The sequence below is a fragment of the Rummeliibacillus sp. JY-2-4R genome (assembly GCF_053847205.1).
The window spans coordinates 2,020,853-2,039,002 of record NZ_CM132623.1 but is presented as its reverse complement, the minus strand read 5'-3'; the positions used below and the strand labels follow the sequence as shown (position 1 = coordinate 2,039,002).

The window sequence follows — 18,150 nt, the reverse complement described above, 5'->3', positions numbered from 1 at the left end:
AATAATGACACAGATATTAGTATTAACTATGTATATATTCTATATATAATTGAATAGGAAATTTACTAAAGGTCGTGTTAATATGTACTATTTTCTATTATTCATTATTTACATAGGGATATTGTGTTACCTTTTCAATTATCTAAAAGTCAAATCCATTCCAACAACTTCAGGTGCCATCGTGATGGCTATGGGAATAATTCTTGTTGGTGTTATCCAAAATATCCCATTTTATACACTGGTAGTTGGACACATATTGGCAATTACTTTATTTTGTGTATATGGAGCCATTTTGTCTTTCTTTATACTCGATTTTAATAAGGGGACATTATCTCAGAATCATACAAATAATCCAATCAATAGTTTTGCGATTGGAACATGGGTTGCATCAACTTCTGTTGTTTTACTGAACGCCCATTATTATTTTCCTCAATTGCAATTATCAAGCATAGTATTCTTTGGACTTGATTTCATAAACTGGCTCTGGTATTTGTGGTTCATTGTTAGAAATTTTATTATTTTTTGTAAGAATAAAGAATACATTGCTAAATTACATGGTGCTATCTTACTGAGTTGTGTTGCCACACAATCACTTGTCATTGTTGCAGCAACTATTTACTCAATTAATATTCCAAGGGGACTTGAATTAGGAATGGTCATACTTGGGTTTGTTTTTTATCTGATTGGTATTGTATTTATTATGATTGCTATTTTAAAAAATACTCTTCATAATACTATTTTAAATTGGGCGAATACAAATTGTATAATTCACGGAGCTTTATCCATTACTGGTTTAGCATTATGTATTTCGATGAAAAACTTAGGTAACTGGCTAATTTACTTTTGGCTAATTGATTTCATTTTATTTTGTCTTGTAGAATGTATTGAACTAATTCGAATTGTTTTGCGTGTGAAAAGTTTAGGCTTTAATAATGGCTTATTTGCTTATCATCCAACTCAATGGGCACGAAACTTTACATTTGGAATGTTAGTTAACTTTACAATTCATTTACCGAAAGGTTTACTATTTGAACATGCGAGATTAATGGTTGTGGAAATAGGGAAATATGTAGTCGTGATCCTTTTTGTAATTGAAGTATTCATTTTTCTAAAAAGTACTATATGCAAAAGAGTGAAGCCTAAGATACTTAAATGAGCGAAAAGAAATATGTTCGTAAGGAAATAATGGAGAAAAGAAATATTACCCGAGGAATAAGGAAAAACGACAAAAAGTTCGGATTTGATTGATTTTTTCGACAAAATCATTATTTTTCTTTTTCGTGAATTTTTTCTATCATAATTCAAAAAAAAAAGCACATTCTTACTTAAAAGGACTTTAGTTTTTTTATATTTATGTTATTATATTCATAAATATTGATTTATATATATTCATTATTTGTAGCTTACCCGTATTTATATGCAAAATAGTTGCCCTCAAATGAAAGAATATATACACAACATATAGAATGGAGCAATAGATATGAAAAAGAAATGGTTATTTGCAGCAGCTGCTGTATTGTCATTGTCACTTGCAGGATGTGGATCTAATTCAACGAAAACTGCTACAGATCAAAATACTGATCAAAACAAAAAAGTACTTGTTATGGGAACATCTGCTGACTTCGCGCCATTTGAATATATTGACGCAACAAAATCAGAAGATATTATCGGTTTTGATGTTGATTTAGCAAATGCCGTAACGAAGAAAATGGGTTATCAATTGAAAATTCAAGATATGGAATTCAACAGTTTAATTCCTGCTGTACAATCTAAGAAAATCGATTTTGCAATGGCAGGTATTACGCCTAACGAAGATCGTGCAAAAGTAGTCGATTTCACCGATTCATATTACGATACGCATGATTATTTAATCACAAAAAAAGATTTTAAATTCGATAAAATCGATGACTTAAAAGATAAAAAAGTCGGTGCGCAAGTTTCTTCAATCGAACAAGACACAGCAAATGCAATTGCTGATAAAGTGAAAACTGTAAAAGTTGAAACGCGTGACCGTGTACCTGAATTGATCCAAGAAGTAAAACTTGGCAGACTTGATGCAATCGTACTTGAAGATATTGTTGCAGAAAATTATGTAAAACAAAACCCTGATTTGAAATATTCAAAAATCGAAGGCGTTGAAAATCAAAAGAAAGCAGCTGCATTCCAAAAGGGAAGTAAGTTAGTTGATGAATTCAACAAAGCTGTTAAAGAATTAGATGATGCAGGCGAAATCGATAAAATGAAAGCAAAATGGTTCAAAGTTAAGTAATATAGGGAAAGAGGTTCTTTAGATGAATTTAGATTTCACACCAATTGTACCGTCGATCCCTTATATCTTAAAAGGTATTGGCATCACACTTGAAATTGCGGCAGTTGCGTGTGTTCTCGGATTTCTACTTGGAGTTTTACTTTCACTAGTTAAATTAAGCGGCATTAAGCCGCTTAAATGGCTAGCGGATTTTTATACTTCTGTATTCCGTGGAACACCACTAGTTTTACAATTAATAATTATCTATATGGGGATTCCACAAATGTTCCCTAATATTGATATTGAACCTATGCCAGCTGCAATTCTAGCATTCTCGTTAAATTCAGCAGCATATATCTCTGAGATTATTCGTGGAGGTATTATGGCTGTAGATAAAGGGCAAAGTGAAGCAGCACAAGCTCTTGGCGTTTCTTATGGTAGTATGATGAAAGATATCATCTTACCACAAGCTTTAAAGAATATTATACCTGCATTAATAAATGAGTTTGTATCCTTAACAAAAGAAACAGCAATCGTTACAGTAATCGGTGCACTTGATATTATGCGTCGTGCTTATGTTGTTGGTGGCGCGACATTCCATTATATCGAGCCATTACTAATTGCTGGTGTTATCTATTATTTTATTGTTTTAGTTCTTTCTTATTTAGGTAAATTGGTTGAGAAAAGGATGAGAAAAGGTGATTAATGTACAAGACTTGCACAAATCGTTTGGTAATAACGATGTGCTAAAAGGCATTTCTACAACAATTCAAGATGGCGAAGTAATCGCAATCATAGGTCCTTCTGGTTCAGGTAAATCAACCTTCTTACGTTGCATGAACTTACTGGAAACTCCGACAAGTGGTAAAATCGTCATCCATGATCAAGAAATTACAGCAAAAAAAGCTAACCTCATGAAATTTCGTGAAAAAGTTGGTATGGTATTTCAACATTTTCATCTGTTTCCTCATAAAACAGTAATGGAAAACCTAACCTATGCACCGATGAAAGTAAGTAAATTATCAAAAGCAGAAGCTGTTAAGCGCGGCGAAGAATTATTGAAACAAGTTGGTCTTTTTGATAAAAAAGACGAATATCCAAACCGTCTTTCAGGTGGTCAAAAACAACGTGTTGCCATCGCAAGAGCATTAGCTATGCAACCAGAAATTATGCTTTTTGATGAACCAACATCAGCACTAGATCCTGAAATGGTAAAAGAAGTGCTAGATGTTATGAAATCATTGACAGTCACAGGGATGACCATGCTGATTGTAACGCATGAAATGGGCTTTGCACGTGAAGTAGCGGACCGTGTATTCTTTTTAGATGGCGGGCAATTAATCGAAGACGCACCGCCACAAGAATTCTTCAAAAACCCTTCTACACAACGTGCAAAAGACTTTTTAGAAAAAGTACTATAAGGTTTCTATGAATAGTTCTAAGGAGGCACCTAATTTTTCTTTTGAATTTTAGGCGCCTTTTTTTATATAGGAAAATTTCCATTTGCAAAATGTATCTCGATACGTAACAATAGATATATAATTTTTTCAGCCACCTTAAGATAGATAAGGAGTAATTCAATTGATTATTAGACAAGTAGAAATGGATGATTTCGATCAATTAATGGAAATAGAAAAGTTAAGCTTTACACCCGATGAAGCTGCAACAGAAGTAGCGTTCGTTAATCGAATACGTATGATTCCAGATACCTTTTTAATAGCAGTAGAAGGGGAAGAAATTCTAGGCTTTATAAACGGTCCTGTTATGGATAATCCATTCATCACAGATGATTTATTTAGCGAAACAAAGGAAAACCCAGAAACAGGTGGCGTTCAAAGTATACTTGGAATTGCAGTTCATCCATCACATAGAAAAAAGGGAATAGCTTCGATTTTATTAACTGAACTTGAAAAGGAAGCTGCTTTGAAGAATCGCACAAGTGTCACTTTAACATGTCTCGAAACATTAATACCCTTTTATGAAAAGCATGGTTATGAAAACGATGGTGTTTCAGAATCAGAGCATGGCGGTGAAGTTTGGTATAACATGACAAAGAAACTTGAAAAAGCAGCTGTATTAGTTTAATTTTCTCGCAGGAAATAATTCATATAATTTCAAATGAAAAAAGCCATTTAGGATTTTTGTATCCTGAATGGCTTTTTTAGATAAGATAACTTCTATGATTTCATCATGTTCATCAGTTTTTCTTTTTCTTTTAAGTATTCTGCTTCAGTAATATTGTCTTTTTGAAGCAATTCAGTTAGGCGGCTAATTTCTTGTAACATTTCTTCAGTAGTAAATTCTTTCTTCTCAGCTGAATTTTGATTAGATGGTTGATTGGATGACATAGTGTAACCTCATTTCATGGGTAATGTACGAATGTATATTCCATATTATTGTACATTGCTAGAGTGAAGAAAACAAATTCATTATTTGATATATGGGGCATGATGTAAAATAGTTTTCCTTTGATTTTACTTTAAAATAGGACTTTATTTGTTTTGTTCTAGGGAAAAATTCAGAAAATAGCGGGAAATTCAATTGAAACGACTAATTCTTGGCAATTTAACGAGGGAAATTACTTCTAAATCCGCGAGGGTTGACCACTTTCTTGAATTATTTCTATTATAATCTTTTAATAGTATAAGCCTCGCTAGTCTATATAAATATAAAAAGGAATAGCAATAAGCAAAACTTGAATATAAATAAGTAAAAACTTGAAATGGAGGGATTTAAATTTCTTTTGTTTCCATCTTTACAGTTGGAATGTTAAATCAACCCTATGATCACCCAGCCTCTCGTGAGTTTTTTGAAGTAGGGAATGAAGTAATTCGTCAGGCCGCTAAGTCAGGTCAGCTTATAGAATTGTTTTCGCCTGAAGGAATACTTTTACCTGAAGAAGCAAAAAAGAAGAATGGATTCCCAGTAATTACACTTAGCGTATGGAAAAGTCTACAATCTTTATATCGTTTTACCTATACTGGCCTTCATAGGCAAGCATTGCGTGATAGTAACAAATGGATGGTTCCTTATCAAGAAAAACATCTTTCTTATGTAGTATGGTGGACAGAGAAGTCAAAGGATACTTCGTGGAAGGACGCTTTCAAAAGATACAACCATTACATTAAGAATGGACCAACTCCTTATGCGTTTGACTTTAAGCAAGTGTTTGATGAAAAAGGGGACCCATACTTATTAAAGTAGTATGGGTATCAATTGTAAAAATATAGAATAAAATATTCATATTTATTAATAAAAAACAAAAGTTGTATCGAACTTGAAAGGAAAATGCAAAACAACTGAAACTTATCTCATCAAAATTCAATCTTACCTAAAAAAATGATAGAAAAATGAAATTTACCACCAGACATTCTTTGCTACAATAAAAAGTATAAATACAAAAAAGAGTTGACACATGAAGAAATTGTATTCTTCAAGATATGGTGGGGGAAATATGAGTTTAGAAAAACAATTAATTGAAAAGATATATTATAAAACATTCCTAACGGAAAATGAGACACATCCACCTCTTCAAGTCCTTGGAGAAGTTTATTTAAACGAAGTAAAAAAAGAGATTGCAGATGGATCTGATATTCGTTTTGCACAAGGTGAATTTTATTATCATAATCAAGATTTTGAATCAGCTATTTTTAAATGGGAGAAAGTTAGTAATGAATTAGTACCATGGGCACAAAAAAATATTGCGGATGCCTATGTAGAACTTAACCAATTATCAGCTGCTGAAAATGTTTATACCTCTATTACTACTGATAACATAATTCTTTTGACTGAAATTGCACTTCAATTACTGTCTCTTTACATAGAACAGAATAAACTTGATTCAGCTTTCACTGTTATTAAAGAAGCAGTTTCTTTAAATCCTGATTATCCAAATGTTACAAAAATTGCACGTTCCTTTTATGAAGAACAGCGAGATTTCGATAGTGCGGTAGAACTTGCTGTGAATGAGTTGATTCGAACACAATCTTCTCAATGGTTTGAGGTTTTAAAGGAGTATGTAAATAAGGGATATACAAAACATATTTCGCCAGCGTATTTTAATGATGTATTTGTTACTTTATATAATATGGATCAAGTACAATTTACACAAATGGTTTCCTCACTTTGGCGCAGCTATAAAAATGAACAAAATTACTTATTGTGGCTCACTACAATCAATGTATTTTTCTCAACTATCGAAATTCAATCGTCCGAAATATGGGGCAACATTTCTTCTCTTTATGAAGAAACATACTTTGAATTGATTAAGGGTAAATATTTGTTAACACAACTACACGATATAATGCCAAATCTTTTCACCAATTGGTTAAAGGTAGTCGATCCATCTCACTCTGTATTTCTATCTGCAGCAGTTTTAGCATGGGATGAGATTTTCCCTTCCAAAATAGATTCAGCAAATATTCAACAAGCGGAAAAACTACTGTCCTATTCAATGAATGATGTGAATGGCATAGAGTATAGTTTGCATCTTTTTGAATCTATTACACAGTGGGCAAAGCAACATGATTTAGAAATGGGTCATCGATTTAGATGGTTAGTTGACGAGCTTACAGATCTAAGAACAAATCGACTTTTGGTAACGGGAACTTCAGGAAATGGAAAGACATCATTTATAAACTCTATACTAGGAGAACCTATTTTCGAAAACGCAATATCAAATGTTATTGTCTTGAAAAATGACGCTGAAACAGAAATTAATGCTATTACAGATTCAGCCATTTCAACAACTGATGACTTATCTGAGTATCAAAACATGATGAATCTTCATGAACAAACAAATATTGATAAAGCATGTGTTGAATATAAATTACCATCTAGCTTTTTAAATAGAAATAAACTTACATTCGTTGTAACACCTAGCTTTAATCGAAACAATGATACTACAGATGAGACATTTGAGTATTTAAATTCTGTAGATGATTTATTATTCATCTTGAATGCTGATTCACCATTTACTGATAAAGAGCGTGACATGCTTTTAAGTATTCAAAAACATGCACCAAAACTACAAATTCATTTCTTATTAAATAAAATTGATAACATATACAGTGAAGTAGAATTAAAAAGAGTTATACATGATACACAAGAAAGAGTAAATGTATATTTCCCTGGAGCTAGAATTTTGCCTTACTCATCGTTATATACGAATAAACAACAACTAAACGATTTAACTGAGTTTATACATTTTAACTTTAACCATAACAATATCGATGCAGAACGTACAGAAAAACTGTTATTTTTCATTCGAAAAGCAATAACATATCTTTTAAATAAACGTGTAGAGCTGGAAAACAACATAGTTGATTCTACTAATTGGAATGAAGATATGTTAGTTAAACTAAATGGTTTTATTAATAACCTTACTGATTTTAAAGAAGAAAAAATCGAATTGATTACAGGTTCATATCGAACGATGAAAAACAAAATTGCCAATGATCTTGTAGTAGATATCCCAAAACTTTTGAAGGGTTGTTCTGATTTAATTAGTGAAGAAAGCAATTATGGTCATATTGAGACTGAACTAAATACAGCAATGAATGACAGAATTCAAAATTATCTACAACAAACTGTTCTACCTAATCTTGTTCGCTCTATGCAAAATTGGATTGAAATTTCTAATAACGAGTTCTTCGAAAGTCAATCGTACTTAAATGAAATCAGTGAAGGAATTAATTATTTATGTGGAGAAGATCGAATACAGTTAGAAGGTGATTTTAAAGTCCTTGATGACTGGCAAAGAGATATTGATCGAATGACAACAAGTATTCAAATGGATGAAGTTAATATCTTACATCGATTTTCAGCAACTCAAATTTTACTGAAAGGTGCCGGTAAAATATTTGGAGTTCTCCCTAAAAATAATAAAGCAATGATCTATAATAAATATAAACAATATATAGAAAATGAAGATTACACGGATGTAACAGCATTAATTACAAACAAATTCTTCTTGCAATTTGAGTTATTTGAAAAAGCGTTAGAGCGAGATATTACTATATTCTTTAGAAATTCATTTAGCGAGTTGGAACAAGCGGTAGAAAACAGCCATATGGAAATACAAGAAAATCAAGATACACTGCAACAACTGAAAGCAAATCCTGAAGTTTATCATGATTCAATAACGCTCTTTGAATTGAGATTACGTCAATGTGAAGTGATTTTTAATATCGGTAAAAAACATTTCTATCAAGATATAACTTTACAAACAAACAAATAATAAAGCTAAAACAACTTCAAAATACACTTTAAATAGTGATTTTGGAGTTGTTTTTTGTTTATTTCACTGTGTAATACAATTAAAGCGCTTATTAACCTGTAATGGTAGATGAGCGCTTTTTTGATATAGAAAATATCTTGAAAGAATCGAAACTTTTTCTTTCATGAAAATCATTCATCATAAAAGTAAATTATTTGTTGTTCTATATACCTCGCCAGTCTATATAAATTATAAAAAAATTGCAATAAGAAAAATCATATAAAACAAGTAACTGAAACAAAAAGTTTTCCCTAAAAATGGTATGATAAAGCTTAGAAAAATTGACTAAGGAGCGTTCAAATGGCATTTAACATTTTATTAATAGAGGATGATGAAGCAATTGCAAAACTCATCCAAAAACATTTTGCGCAGTGGGATATGCAAGTTGAAATACCAATTGATTTTAAACATGTAATGGACAATTTTCAGAAGGTGCAGCCGCAACTCGTAATTATCGATATTCAACTTCCTGCATTTGATGGATTCCACTGGTGTCGAGAAATTCGCTCTATTACGAAGGTGCCAATTCTATTTTTATCCTCAAGAGATCAGCCAATGGATATGGTAATGGCCATGCAAATGGGGGCGGATGATTATATTCAAAAGCCATTTAATATGGATGTGTTAATTGCGAAAGTACAAGCAATATTACGACGTACATATGATTATTCAGAAGAAAAAGTCGAACATGTGATTTGGAATGGAGCAACAATTGATTATTTAACAAGTACAATTCTTAAAAACAACAAAACCATTGAGCTTACAAAAAACGAACAATTTATCCTTCGCATTCTTTTAGAACATAAGGACCAAATTGTATCTAGAGATGACCTAATGCGAAAGCTGTGGGACGATGAACGATTTGTCAATGACAATACATTGACCGTTAATGTGAACCGTTTGAGAAGTAAATTGGAAGAACTTTCATTATTAGATGTTATTGTGACGAAGAAAGGCCTTGGTTATATGGCTGTGACGAAGGAAGTGCAATAGTTGATTCTACTGTATTTGAAAGAAAAACTTTCATGGATTGCCTTTTTTATATTTTGTATGATTTGGATGAATGTACTTTTGTATTTGGATGTTGGATTTACACATGTTGTTTCTACAATGTACCTTAACGCAACACTTCTTTTCTTCTTTATTTGTTTTCTTGTTTGGCGCTATTTAAAAGAAATGAATTTAGTTAAAAAAATGACAGATTCACCAAGGAAATTTCATCATCTAGAAGACCTGATTCTGTCTAAATTGAATGAGTCAGAGCTCGAAATTGAGAGATATAAGAATGAACTATCGATACAATTTTTAGAAGAACGAGATCAACATTTGGCATGGATTCATGAGGTGAAAACACCATTAACGGCGATGAAGTTGATGATTGAAGATTTGCCTCAAAATACAAGAAAACCATTGGAATTAGAGTGGTTACGCATACATCTTCTACTCGATCAAACGTTGCACACGTTACGACTAGCTAATATTGAGCAAGACACAGTATTGGACAAGGTAGCTTTGTATCCAATTGTTTTACAAGAAATTAAGGAACTTCAATCATGGTGTTTTGCAAAAAATTTAGCAATTGATGCAGATAATATTGAAGTAACCGTTTTAACTGATCAAAAATGGCTTTCGTTTATTATTCGGCAAATTTTATCAAATGCAGTGAAGTATAGTCGTAAGGGAGATACCATTTCCATTTATGTAACAATTGATAACGATGGACATCAAGAATTGCATGTTCAAGATACTGGAGTTGGAGTTGATCCAGCTGACTTACCTCGTATATTTCAAAAATCTTTTACAGGCTCAACTGGGAGAAAACAAAGTGCATCGACGGGTATGGGACTCTATTTAGCTCAAAATGCGGCTAAAAAACTAGGCATTACAATAGATGTACATTCTGTAGTAAATGAGGGAAGTACATTTACACTTACATTTCCTAATGCTAATGAATTTGTCAAAACTCTTGCTAAGTGACAAAAATGTCATTTACCAATTCAAAATGTCACGTTAATCGAACGATTCCAAGTCCTTTTCTTTATAGAATAGAAGTATCAAATGCAGGAGGGAATCAAATTTGGGGATATTAAAAGCAAGTAAAATTAAAAAAGTTTACGGAAAAAAATTGTTCGCTCAAGAAGTTTTAAAAGGAATCGATTTAGAGGTTGAAGCAGGAGAATTTGTAGGTATAATGGGGCCATCAGGTTCTGGGAAAACAACCTTGTTAAACGTACTTTGTTCAATTGATCGCCCAACTGAAGGCATCGTCGAAATAAATAATCAGGCCTTACAAAAAATGAAAGCAAAACAATTATCAGCGTTTCGCCGTACAGAAATGGGGTTTATCTTTCAAGACTATAACTTACTTGATACTTTAACGGTAAAAGAAAATATCCTTCTACCTTTAGCGGTTGGAAAAACTAAAAAACAAGAGGCAGAGGCACGGTGCATTCAACTCGTTAAACAATTAGGCATTGAAGAGATACTAAACAAATATCCTCATGAAATATCAGGTGGACAAAAACAACGGACAGCTGCAGCTCGCGCACTTATTATGAAGCCTAGTATTGTTTTTGCGGATGAGCCAACAGGTGCGCTTGATTCTAAAGCAGCAGCAGCTTTACTTGAAAATTTAGAAATACTAAACAAAGCTAATCGTGTGACAATCATGATGGTTACACATGATCCATTAGCAGCAAGTTATTGTAGCCGCGTACTATTCTTAAAAGACGGTGAAATTTATACGCAAGTTTATAAAGGAGATAAAACACGAACTCAATTCTTCCAAGAAATTATGAAAACGCAAGGTGTTTTAGGCGGTGACGGTTATGAAGCTTAGTACACTTGTAATTCGAAGCATGAGAAAAAATATAAAGCACTATTACTTATACTTTTTCGCACTTATTTTTAGTGCAGCTTTATATTTTTCGTTTGTTACATTACAACATAATGAAGCTGTGGTTAAGCTAACACATTCAAGCATGAAAGGTGAAGCTGGATTTAAGGTAGGATCCATCTTGCTATTAATCATTGTGTTTTTCTTTGTCTTCTACGCCAATCAGTTATTTTTAAAAAGACGGAGTAAAGAAATTGGATTGTACCAAATGATTGGGATTCCTAAAACAATCATTTCATACATGCTAACATTTGAAAATCTCATTCTATGGGTTGGCGCAACACTTATTGGCATTCTTATCGGATTTTTCTTTTCAAGATTCTTTGCATTAATTTTCTTAAAAGTAATCGATACAAAAAGAGAGGTAGCGCTAGATTTTTCAATTGAGGCCCTTTTACAAACAATAATCGTTTTTGCCATATTATTAATCGTGGTATTACTGCAAACTATGTGGGTCATTCATCGCACTTCGTTGTTAGATTTATTTAAAGCAACAAGTAAAGCAGAACTTAAACTGAAAAAGATGAATCCATTTCAAATTCTCTTAGGTTTGTTAGGTATTGCATTAATCATATATGGTTATTATGTCTCAACGACCCTTTTTGAAATGGATAAAACCACTGAAATTATGGACTTGTATATAAAGATGGGGACTGTTTTAGGTTGCGTTATTTTAGGAACATTTCTAGTGTTTAGATATTCTATTTCATTTATCATGAATATGATTCGAATGTCTCGTAAAGGTCATTTATCTTTGAATGATGTACTTTCTATTACATCAATTATGCATCGTATGAAAAGCAATGTGCTTTCTCTAACCATCATTACAATTTTGACTGCTTTAGCACTAGCAATTCTATCTTTATCTTATATATCTTATTATTCTGTAGATGCGAAAACCGAACAATTGGTTCCTTACGATATGTCTGTAATTAATAGTGAAGAAAAAGCAAATGGAAAATCATTTGAAAAGGCATTACAAAGGGAAAATATAGAATATAAAATAAATCATTATGATCTTTTAAATGTGCAAATCGATGTAACGCCATTATTAAAAGAAAAATCGCTTAATCAAAATAACTTAAATATGGATAATATTGTGATAAGAGAAAGCGATGCAAAACAAATTATTCCAAAACTTCATCTCAAAAAAGATGAAGCAATTATGTCTGGGTATAGCGATATCATGCAAAAATTTATTCCATTTGAAGTAGGAAAGAAAATGATTCTTCATATCGATGGTTCTATACAAGAACTTACATTAGTCGCTATTGAAAAACAAGCAAGTATTCCTTCACAACTTACTTATGCTTTACCAGCAATTATTATAAAAGATGATTTATTTAATCAACTTCAAAAGAATAAGGCAATCCAAACGAACACAGTATGGAAATCATTTAATGGATATACAATTACAAATAAGCAACAAATGGATAAGGCTAATTCGATTTATAAAGAAACGACGAATGAAGGCACCTATAAAGCAAAACTAAAGGATGGTGCAACTGAAATTCGCCAATTCAATGCAAAACACGAGGACTATAGACAGACGCTAGAAAGTATGGGACTATTAATTTTTATCACTGGTTTTTTAGGAATGGCTTTCTTATTTGCAACAGGAAGTATTCTATACTTTAAGCAAATGACTGAAGCTGAAGAAGAACGTGGTTCATTTTTGACATTACAAAAAATCGGTTTTTCTACAGATGAGATTATGAAAGGGATACACCGAAAACAATTATTTAGCTTCGGTTTACCTTTAATAATAGGAATTTGCCATAGCTATTTTGCTGTGAAATCTGGTTGGATGTTATTTGGAACCGAATTGGTTGTTCCACTCCTCATTACAATGGCAATCTATATTCTCTTATATTCAATCTTTGCAATACTGACAACAAAGTATTATCGAAAAATTATAAATGAATTGTTATAAGAAAAGGCATCATGGTAGAAATTGTACTATGATGCCTTTTCTTGATTTTCTTAAGAAGATCAAGAAGCTATGGATTTACGACACGAATAATTAATACACTAGAACCTATTCTAAATCAGATAACTTTCTGTTTTCTTGCATTATTTGGGGGATAAATGTCATACCTTCTTAATAGGAGGGATTATTTGTCAAAAAGGGTAATATTAATTGCTGGAATACTTTTAATTTCAATAACCTCTCTAATCCTGTTAAATAAGAGTTTAAAAGTTGATTCTTTTGCAAATAAAGAAGAACAGGAACTTTTTACTACTAAAGAAAAGCAAAGTATATCTCAATTGAAAGATAAGCTTGGTGCGAAATACGTTTGGTTTGATGTAAAAACGACTTCAAAAAAAGAATTGGTGATACAGGTTGTAGGGGATGACGAATATTTTAATTCCGTAAAAGACAATATGGCAACCATTGCAAAAAGTGTTATGAGAACTTCAGCATTAAAACACTATACTATCGTCTTTGAGAGATGGGATTTTAATACCGATGAAAATGATGAAACTTTTAAAAAAGAAAAAGAACTTTCAATTCTAGGAGCGGATTTAACGGAAAGTCTTAAAGACTACGAAGTAATCAGAAGCATAACTGCTAAATATCAAAAATCACTTACCATTGAAACATCGATCAAAGGTTCAAATAATGAAGCGCATCAGTTAGCAAACAAAATAGAAGCGACAGTTAATGAATTCTTACAATTAAATTTATTATCTCATAGTGATTCTTATGAAATTAACATATTGAATATAAATGGAAAACTAGTGAATTAGTTCCTAGAAGTTCTTGTCATTCGTTATAAAAGTAATCAATGTGTGGAGAAAAGATTAACCTAAATCCATGTTTTTTACTTAAAATTGTATGCAATAAACTTCAGGTTTCTTATTGTATAAACGAATGACAACAATTTATAGTTTTTTTCATATTATATTTTTGAGGTGAAAAAATGCCAAGAGTAAATTACCGTGATGCAGATGTTGACTTAGTTGCAAGGATGATGAGAGCTGAAGGTGAAGGTGAAGGAAACCAAGGGATGTTGTATATTGGAAATGTAATTGTTAATCGCTTGGTAGCAGACTGTTTGGATTTTAAAGATTTAAGAACAATTGAAGATGTGATTTTTCAAGTACAAGGTGGAAATTATTCATTTGAAGCGGTGCAAAAGGGGAATATGTTTTATCAACGAGCTAGACCAAATGAACAACGATTAGCAAGACAAACTTTAGATTATTGGAGACAACAACCAGCGAGATGGGCCCTTTGGTATTTTAATCCTTATGCACCATGTCCGGATTCATGGTATGGTCAACCTTTTTCTGGTCAATTTAAAAACCATTGCTTTTATGAGCCAGCACCTAATACTTGCGATAGTGTTTACTCCTGATAAGGTAGCCGAAGGACTGTATGAGTAATCAATAGATAACTTTCAAAATCATTATTAATAATATTTAAGCTGAACTAAATTTAGTTCAGCTTTTTTATGCATTTATTTCAAATTGTTATATTGATCCATTTTAACAAGGGTAGGGACATTTCTTATGGTCGCAATAATATTTTCCCGGTACTTTTCCGGCTCTCAAGTAAGTCATGGGCTCTTGCTCCTTCTTGAAGAGAGAAAATAGTGGGTGATTGAATCTGAAGTTTACCCGCAATAATCCATTCAAATAATTGTTTAGAACGGTTTTGGCGTTCTTCAAATGATGTCAAAACATTCCATAAATCGCCACCTGTAAGTGTTTTGGAAGTATCCATTAACATGCGAGGATCAACAGGAGCAGGATCACCGCCAGACATTCCGAAGAATACGACTGTGCCGCCAATTCGGGTTGCTTCGAAACTGTTCATAAGAGTAGAGCCAACAGAATCGTAGACAATATCTGCACCAATTCCTTCCGAAAATTTAATGACGGATTGAATCCAATTTTGATCATATGTAAAAGCAATATCCGCACCAATTTCTAATGCTTTTTCCGCTTTTTCTTTAGTTGATGTAAGACTTACCACTTTAGCGCCAATAATCTTTGCGATTTGAACTAAATTTTGTCCGACCCCACCAGAAGCTGCATGGACAACGACTGTATCATTTGGTTTAAGAGCGTAACTATCATGGGTTAAATAATGTGCTGTTAACCCTTGTAAAAGAACAGATGATGCCACGTCATAAGAGATCTCATCTGGAAGTAAGATTAATTTATCAATTGGAGCTGCAACTAGTTCAGCGTTCGCAAATGGAACATCTGCAAATGCAACACGATCGCCAATTTGTACTTCAGTTACATTTTTACCGATTGCTTCAATAATCCCAGCACCTTCATAACCAAGTATATAAGGTGGTTCACCAGCTAAATGGTAATTTCCTTTTCTTCTATATATATCAGCAAAATTTAGCCCAATACTTTTTGTACGAACTAAAACTTCATTTGGTTTAATTACTGGACTTGGTATTTCTTGATATTGTAAAACATCAGAACTACCAAATTCATTGAAAATAAGTGCTTTCAAAACAAAAACTCCTTTTGCAATAGAATGAAATAATTTTAACATTAATCTTGTTTGTTTGCTTAGGATGACCTTTAAGCACCGATGAAACATCATTATTAATAAAGTACACGCCAGAGATAAAATGTAGCGTATGCTTCCCAGTCTTTCCATGATTTTGCTATGTTTAAAATCTCGCTTTTTGTAGGCTTTCGATCCATATTGGATAGGGTTTTGATCGCATTTTTTAGGCCTACATCATCAATCGGAAAGGCTTCTTTGAACCGTAGACAACGCATAAGTGTATAATTAGCTGTCCACGGACCGATTCCGCGAATCTTTATTAAAGCTTTTTCCGCTTCTTCAAATTCCAGTTTCAATAGTTTTTCTTTGGACAATTCACCCTTTTCCATTAACTTCGCAACACCGATGATATATTCGCTTTTTTTTACAGTCATTTTGATATCTGCTAAATCAGCAGGTGTCAATTTCGCAATCTGTTCATAAGTCGGAAAGGTCCAATACTTTTTGCCATTCCATTCTATAAAATCGCCGAAACTCTCTACAAATTGCCTTTTTAAAGAATAAGCAAAGGCCAAATTGATTTGTTGACCTATAATACTCCAACAAAGCGTTTCAAATAAATCTGGAATACCCATAATTCGTAAGCCACGAAACTTTTGAACCGAATATTTCAGCAATGGATCATTTTTTGCCATTACATAAAATGAAGTTAAATCTGTATCTAGATCAAACCATTCACGAATATATTGAGCAACTGCTTCCTGCTGTTCTCCATTTGAATTAGTTAAAAATTGAATAAGCATTTTCTTATTATCCACTATGTTAATTTGTACTAAATAGCGGCTTTTTCCAATTACTATTGCTTTTGTAATCATGCCGTTTTCTACTTCATACATGCACTCATTTTTTGCCCTGGTTAGATAACCTAAGTTAGCAGCTGAATCAAAAAATTTAGGTAATTGAAGGATAATGGATTCTGTCATTTTTCATCTTCCTTTTTGTACAAAAGATTTCTATTTTAATGTATCACATAATAGTTTTGAAAAATTTCACTATCTTGCTGTTTCATCTTGAAAATTATAAATTCAGAATAGATAGTGGTTATAATAAAAAAAGAAGGTGATAAAATGTCGGAAGATCGTGATGATAATAGGCTAACAGATGAAAAGTGGCAAGCGATTATTGACAATAACGCATCATATAACAATATATTTTTTTATGCAGTAAAAACTACAGGGATTTTTTGCAAACCGTCATGTAAATCTCGTGTACCCAAAAGAGAAAATGTATGTATTTTTACAAATGCAGAACAAGCATTACAAGCAAATTTTAGACCGTGTAAACGTTGTAAGCCAACAAATGAGAAATTGCCTGATAGCGAGTGGATTGCACTTGTCACTAAATACATTGATAAAAATTATGCTAATAAATTAACGCTAGATTCTTTAGCAGATATTGCCCATGGGAGTCCCTATCATTTACATCGAACATTTAAAAAGATTACTGGAGTTACACCGGTTGAATATATACAAATAATTAGATTAAATGAAGCTAAAAAATATTTGACACAAACAAACAAAACAATTGAAAAAATTTCAAAATATGTAGGTCTACCGAATACATCCTATTTTATCACGTTGTTTAAAGAGAAGATGGGGCTTACGCCAGCACAGTTTCGCAGGCAGCATTTAAAGAAAAAGAAGGAGGAATAACAAGGTGAAAACAAAGCAGAGCCTAATACTTTATTGGTCATTATTAGAAAGTAAAGAATGGCGTTTATATGTAGCTGCTAATTCTAAGGGACTTTGCTATGTAGGTTCTCAAAATAAGCCGTTTGAGGAATTATCTAAATGGGCGGGCAAGCATTTACCTGGAAGTTTAGTTATTGAAGATGCGGAAATGCTGAAGCCTTATAAACTAGAAATCGTAGAGTATCTAGAAGGTAAACGACATAATTTCACAATCCCATTTGATTATAGTGGGACAGCTTTTCAACTAGCTGTTTGGAATGCTCTTTGTGAAATTCCATATGGACAAGTGAGAACTTATACTGAAATTGCTGAAGCCATTCAAAAGCCAGCTGCTGTTCGTGCGGTTGGAGCAGCTATTGGAGCAAATAGTGTTTTAATTGTAGTTCCTTGTCATCGAGTAGTTGGAAAGAATGGTGCATTAACGGGATATCGTGGTGGGTTGGATATGAAAGTAAAATTGTTGGATTTAGAAAAACAAATTTGACTAAAGCGAGAGGT

Annotated in this window: 18 protein-coding genes; 15 read left to right on the top strand and 3 right to left on the bottom strand. The window is 32.5% G+C overall.

Annotated features, from left to right (window positions below; all coding sequences use genetic code 11):
- Positions 1 to 184 precede the first annotated feature (184 nt).
- The 5 genes from ACWV26_RS09850 (at position 185) to ACWV26_RS09830 (ending at position 4,333) form a co-directional block, all read left to right on the top strand.
- On the top strand, positions 185 to 1,156 hold the full coding sequence (locus ACWV26_RS09850; RefSeq protein ID WP_455894589.1) for an SLAC1 family transporter: 972 nt from the start codon (positions 185 to 187) through the stop codon (positions 1,154 to 1,156).
- A 324-nt stretch (positions 1,157 to 1,480) separates the two neighbouring features.
- Entirely contained in the window at positions 1,481 to 2,269 is a 789-nt protein-coding gene (locus tag ACWV26_RS09845; RefSeq protein ID WP_455894588.1) for a transporter substrate-binding domain-containing protein, read from the top strand.
- A 22-nt stretch (positions 2,270 to 2,291) separates the two neighbouring features.
- On the top strand, positions 2,292 to 2,954 hold the full coding sequence (locus tag ACWV26_RS09840) for an amino acid ABC transporter permease (protein WP_455894587.1): 663 nt from the start codon (positions 2,292 to 2,294) through the stop codon (positions 2,952 to 2,954).
- Positions 2,947 to 3,669 carry an amino acid ABC transporter ATP-binding protein gene (locus ACWV26_RS09835; protein ID WP_455894586.1) on the top strand — a complete coding sequence of 241 codons (723 nt, stop codon included), beginning with the start codon at positions 2,947 to 2,949 and terminating at the stop codon, positions 3,667 to 3,669. Before ACWV26_RS09840 ends, ACWV26_RS09835 begins: the two co-directional genes overlap by 8 nt.
- 181 nt (positions 3,670 to 3,850) lie before the next feature.
- Positions 3,851 to 4,333, top strand: a complete 483-nt coding sequence (locus ACWV26_RS09830) for a GNAT family N-acetyltransferase (RefSeq protein WP_455898219.1) — start codon at positions 3,851 to 3,853, stop codon at positions 4,331 to 4,333.
- A 92-nt stretch (positions 4,334 to 4,425) separates the two neighbouring features.
- Here the strand turns inward: ACWV26_RS09830 and ACWV26_RS09825 are convergent, their stop codons facing one another.
- Positions 4,426 to 4,596: a hypothetical protein gene (locus ACWV26_RS09825; RefSeq protein ID WP_455894585.1), complete on the bottom strand. Its 171-nt coding sequence runs from the start codon at positions 4,594 to 4,596 to the stop codon at positions 4,426 to 4,428.
- 418 nt (positions 4,597 to 5,014) lie between these two features.
- Between ACWV26_RS09825 and ACWV26_RS09820 the strand changes: the two genes are divergently transcribed.
- From ACWV26_RS09820 to ACWV26_RS09785, 8 genes are all read left to right on the top strand, one after another.
- Positions 5,015 to 5,452, top strand: coding sequence for a DUF3291 domain-containing protein (locus tag ACWV26_RS09820; RefSeq protein ID WP_455894584.1), 438 nt, complete (start codon positions 5,015 to 5,017; stop codon positions 5,450 to 5,452).
- Between the two features lie 250 nt (positions 5,453 to 5,702).
- Complete coding sequence (locus ACWV26_RS09815) at positions 5,703 to 8,486, top strand: dynamin family protein (RefSeq protein ID WP_455894583.1); 2,784 nt, start codon at positions 5,703 to 5,705, stop codon at positions 8,484 to 8,486.
- Positions 8,487 to 8,825: 339 nt separating this feature from the next.
- Positions 8,826 to 9,518: a response regulator transcription factor gene (locus tag ACWV26_RS09810; RefSeq protein ID WP_455894582.1), complete on the top strand. Its 693-nt coding sequence runs from the start codon at positions 8,826 to 8,828 to the stop codon at positions 9,516 to 9,518.
- Positions 9,519 to 10,502, top strand: a complete 984-nt coding sequence (locus ACWV26_RS09805) for a sensor histidine kinase (RefSeq protein ID WP_455894581.1) — start codon at positions 9,519 to 9,521, stop codon at positions 10,500 to 10,502.
- Positions 10,503 to 10,602: 100 nt separating this feature from the next.
- Positions 10,603 to 11,364, top strand: a complete 762-nt coding sequence (locus ACWV26_RS09800; RefSeq protein ID WP_455894580.1) for an ABC transporter ATP-binding protein — start codon at positions 10,603 to 10,605, stop codon at positions 11,362 to 11,364.
- Positions 11,354 to 13,354: an FtsX-like permease family protein gene (locus ACWV26_RS09795; RefSeq protein ID WP_455894579.1), complete on the top strand. Its 2,001-nt coding sequence runs from the start codon at positions 11,354 to 11,356 to the stop codon at positions 13,352 to 13,354. The genes ACWV26_RS09800 and ACWV26_RS09795 overlap by 11 nt, the downstream gene beginning before the upstream one ends.
- Positions 13,355 to 13,539: 185 nt before the next feature.
- Positions 13,540 to 14,172, top strand: a complete 633-nt coding sequence (locus ACWV26_RS09790; protein WP_455894578.1) for a hypothetical protein — start codon at positions 13,540 to 13,542, stop codon at positions 14,170 to 14,172.
- Positions 14,173 to 14,345: 173 nt separating this feature from the next.
- The gene (locus ACWV26_RS09785) at positions 14,346 to 14,783 is read left to right on the top strand and encodes a cell wall hydrolase (protein WP_455894577.1); all 438 of its coding nucleotides are present in this window, start codon (positions 14,346 to 14,348) and stop codon (positions 14,781 to 14,783) included.
- 152 nt (positions 14,784 to 14,935) lie between these two features.
- Here ACWV26_RS09785 and ACWV26_RS09780 read toward each other — a convergent pair whose 3' ends face one another.
- Together ACWV26_RS09780 and ACWV26_RS09775 are read right to left on the bottom strand one after the other, a co-directional pair.
- Positions 14,936 to 15,901 (bottom strand): quinone oxidoreductase family protein, encoded by a 966-nt coding sequence (locus ACWV26_RS09780; protein ID WP_455894576.1) that lies wholly within the window; start codon positions 15,899 to 15,901, stop codon positions 14,936 to 14,938.
- A 95-nt stretch (positions 15,902 to 15,996) separates the two neighbouring features.
- Positions 15,997 to 16,884 (bottom strand): DNA-3-methyladenine glycosylase family protein, encoded by an 888-nt coding sequence (locus ACWV26_RS09775; RefSeq protein ID WP_455894575.1) that lies wholly within the window; start codon positions 16,882 to 16,884, stop codon positions 15,997 to 15,999.
- Positions 16,885 to 17,028: 144 nt separating this feature from the next.
- On the opposite strand from ACWV26_RS09775, the gene ACWV26_RS09770 reads away from it, so the two are divergent.
- Together ACWV26_RS09770 and ACWV26_RS09765 are read left to right on the top strand one after the other, a co-directional pair.
- Entirely contained in the window at positions 17,029 to 17,613 is a 585-nt protein-coding gene (locus ACWV26_RS09770; RefSeq protein ID WP_455894574.1) for a bifunctional transcriptional activator/DNA repair enzyme AdaA, read from the top strand.
- Positions 17,614 to 17,617: 4 nt separating this feature from the next.
- Complete coding sequence (locus ACWV26_RS09765) at positions 17,618 to 18,136, top strand: methylated-DNA--[protein]-cysteine S-methyltransferase (protein WP_455898145.1); 519 nt, start codon at positions 17,618 to 17,620, stop codon at positions 18,134 to 18,136.
- Positions 18,137 to 18,150 lie beyond the last annotated feature (14 nt).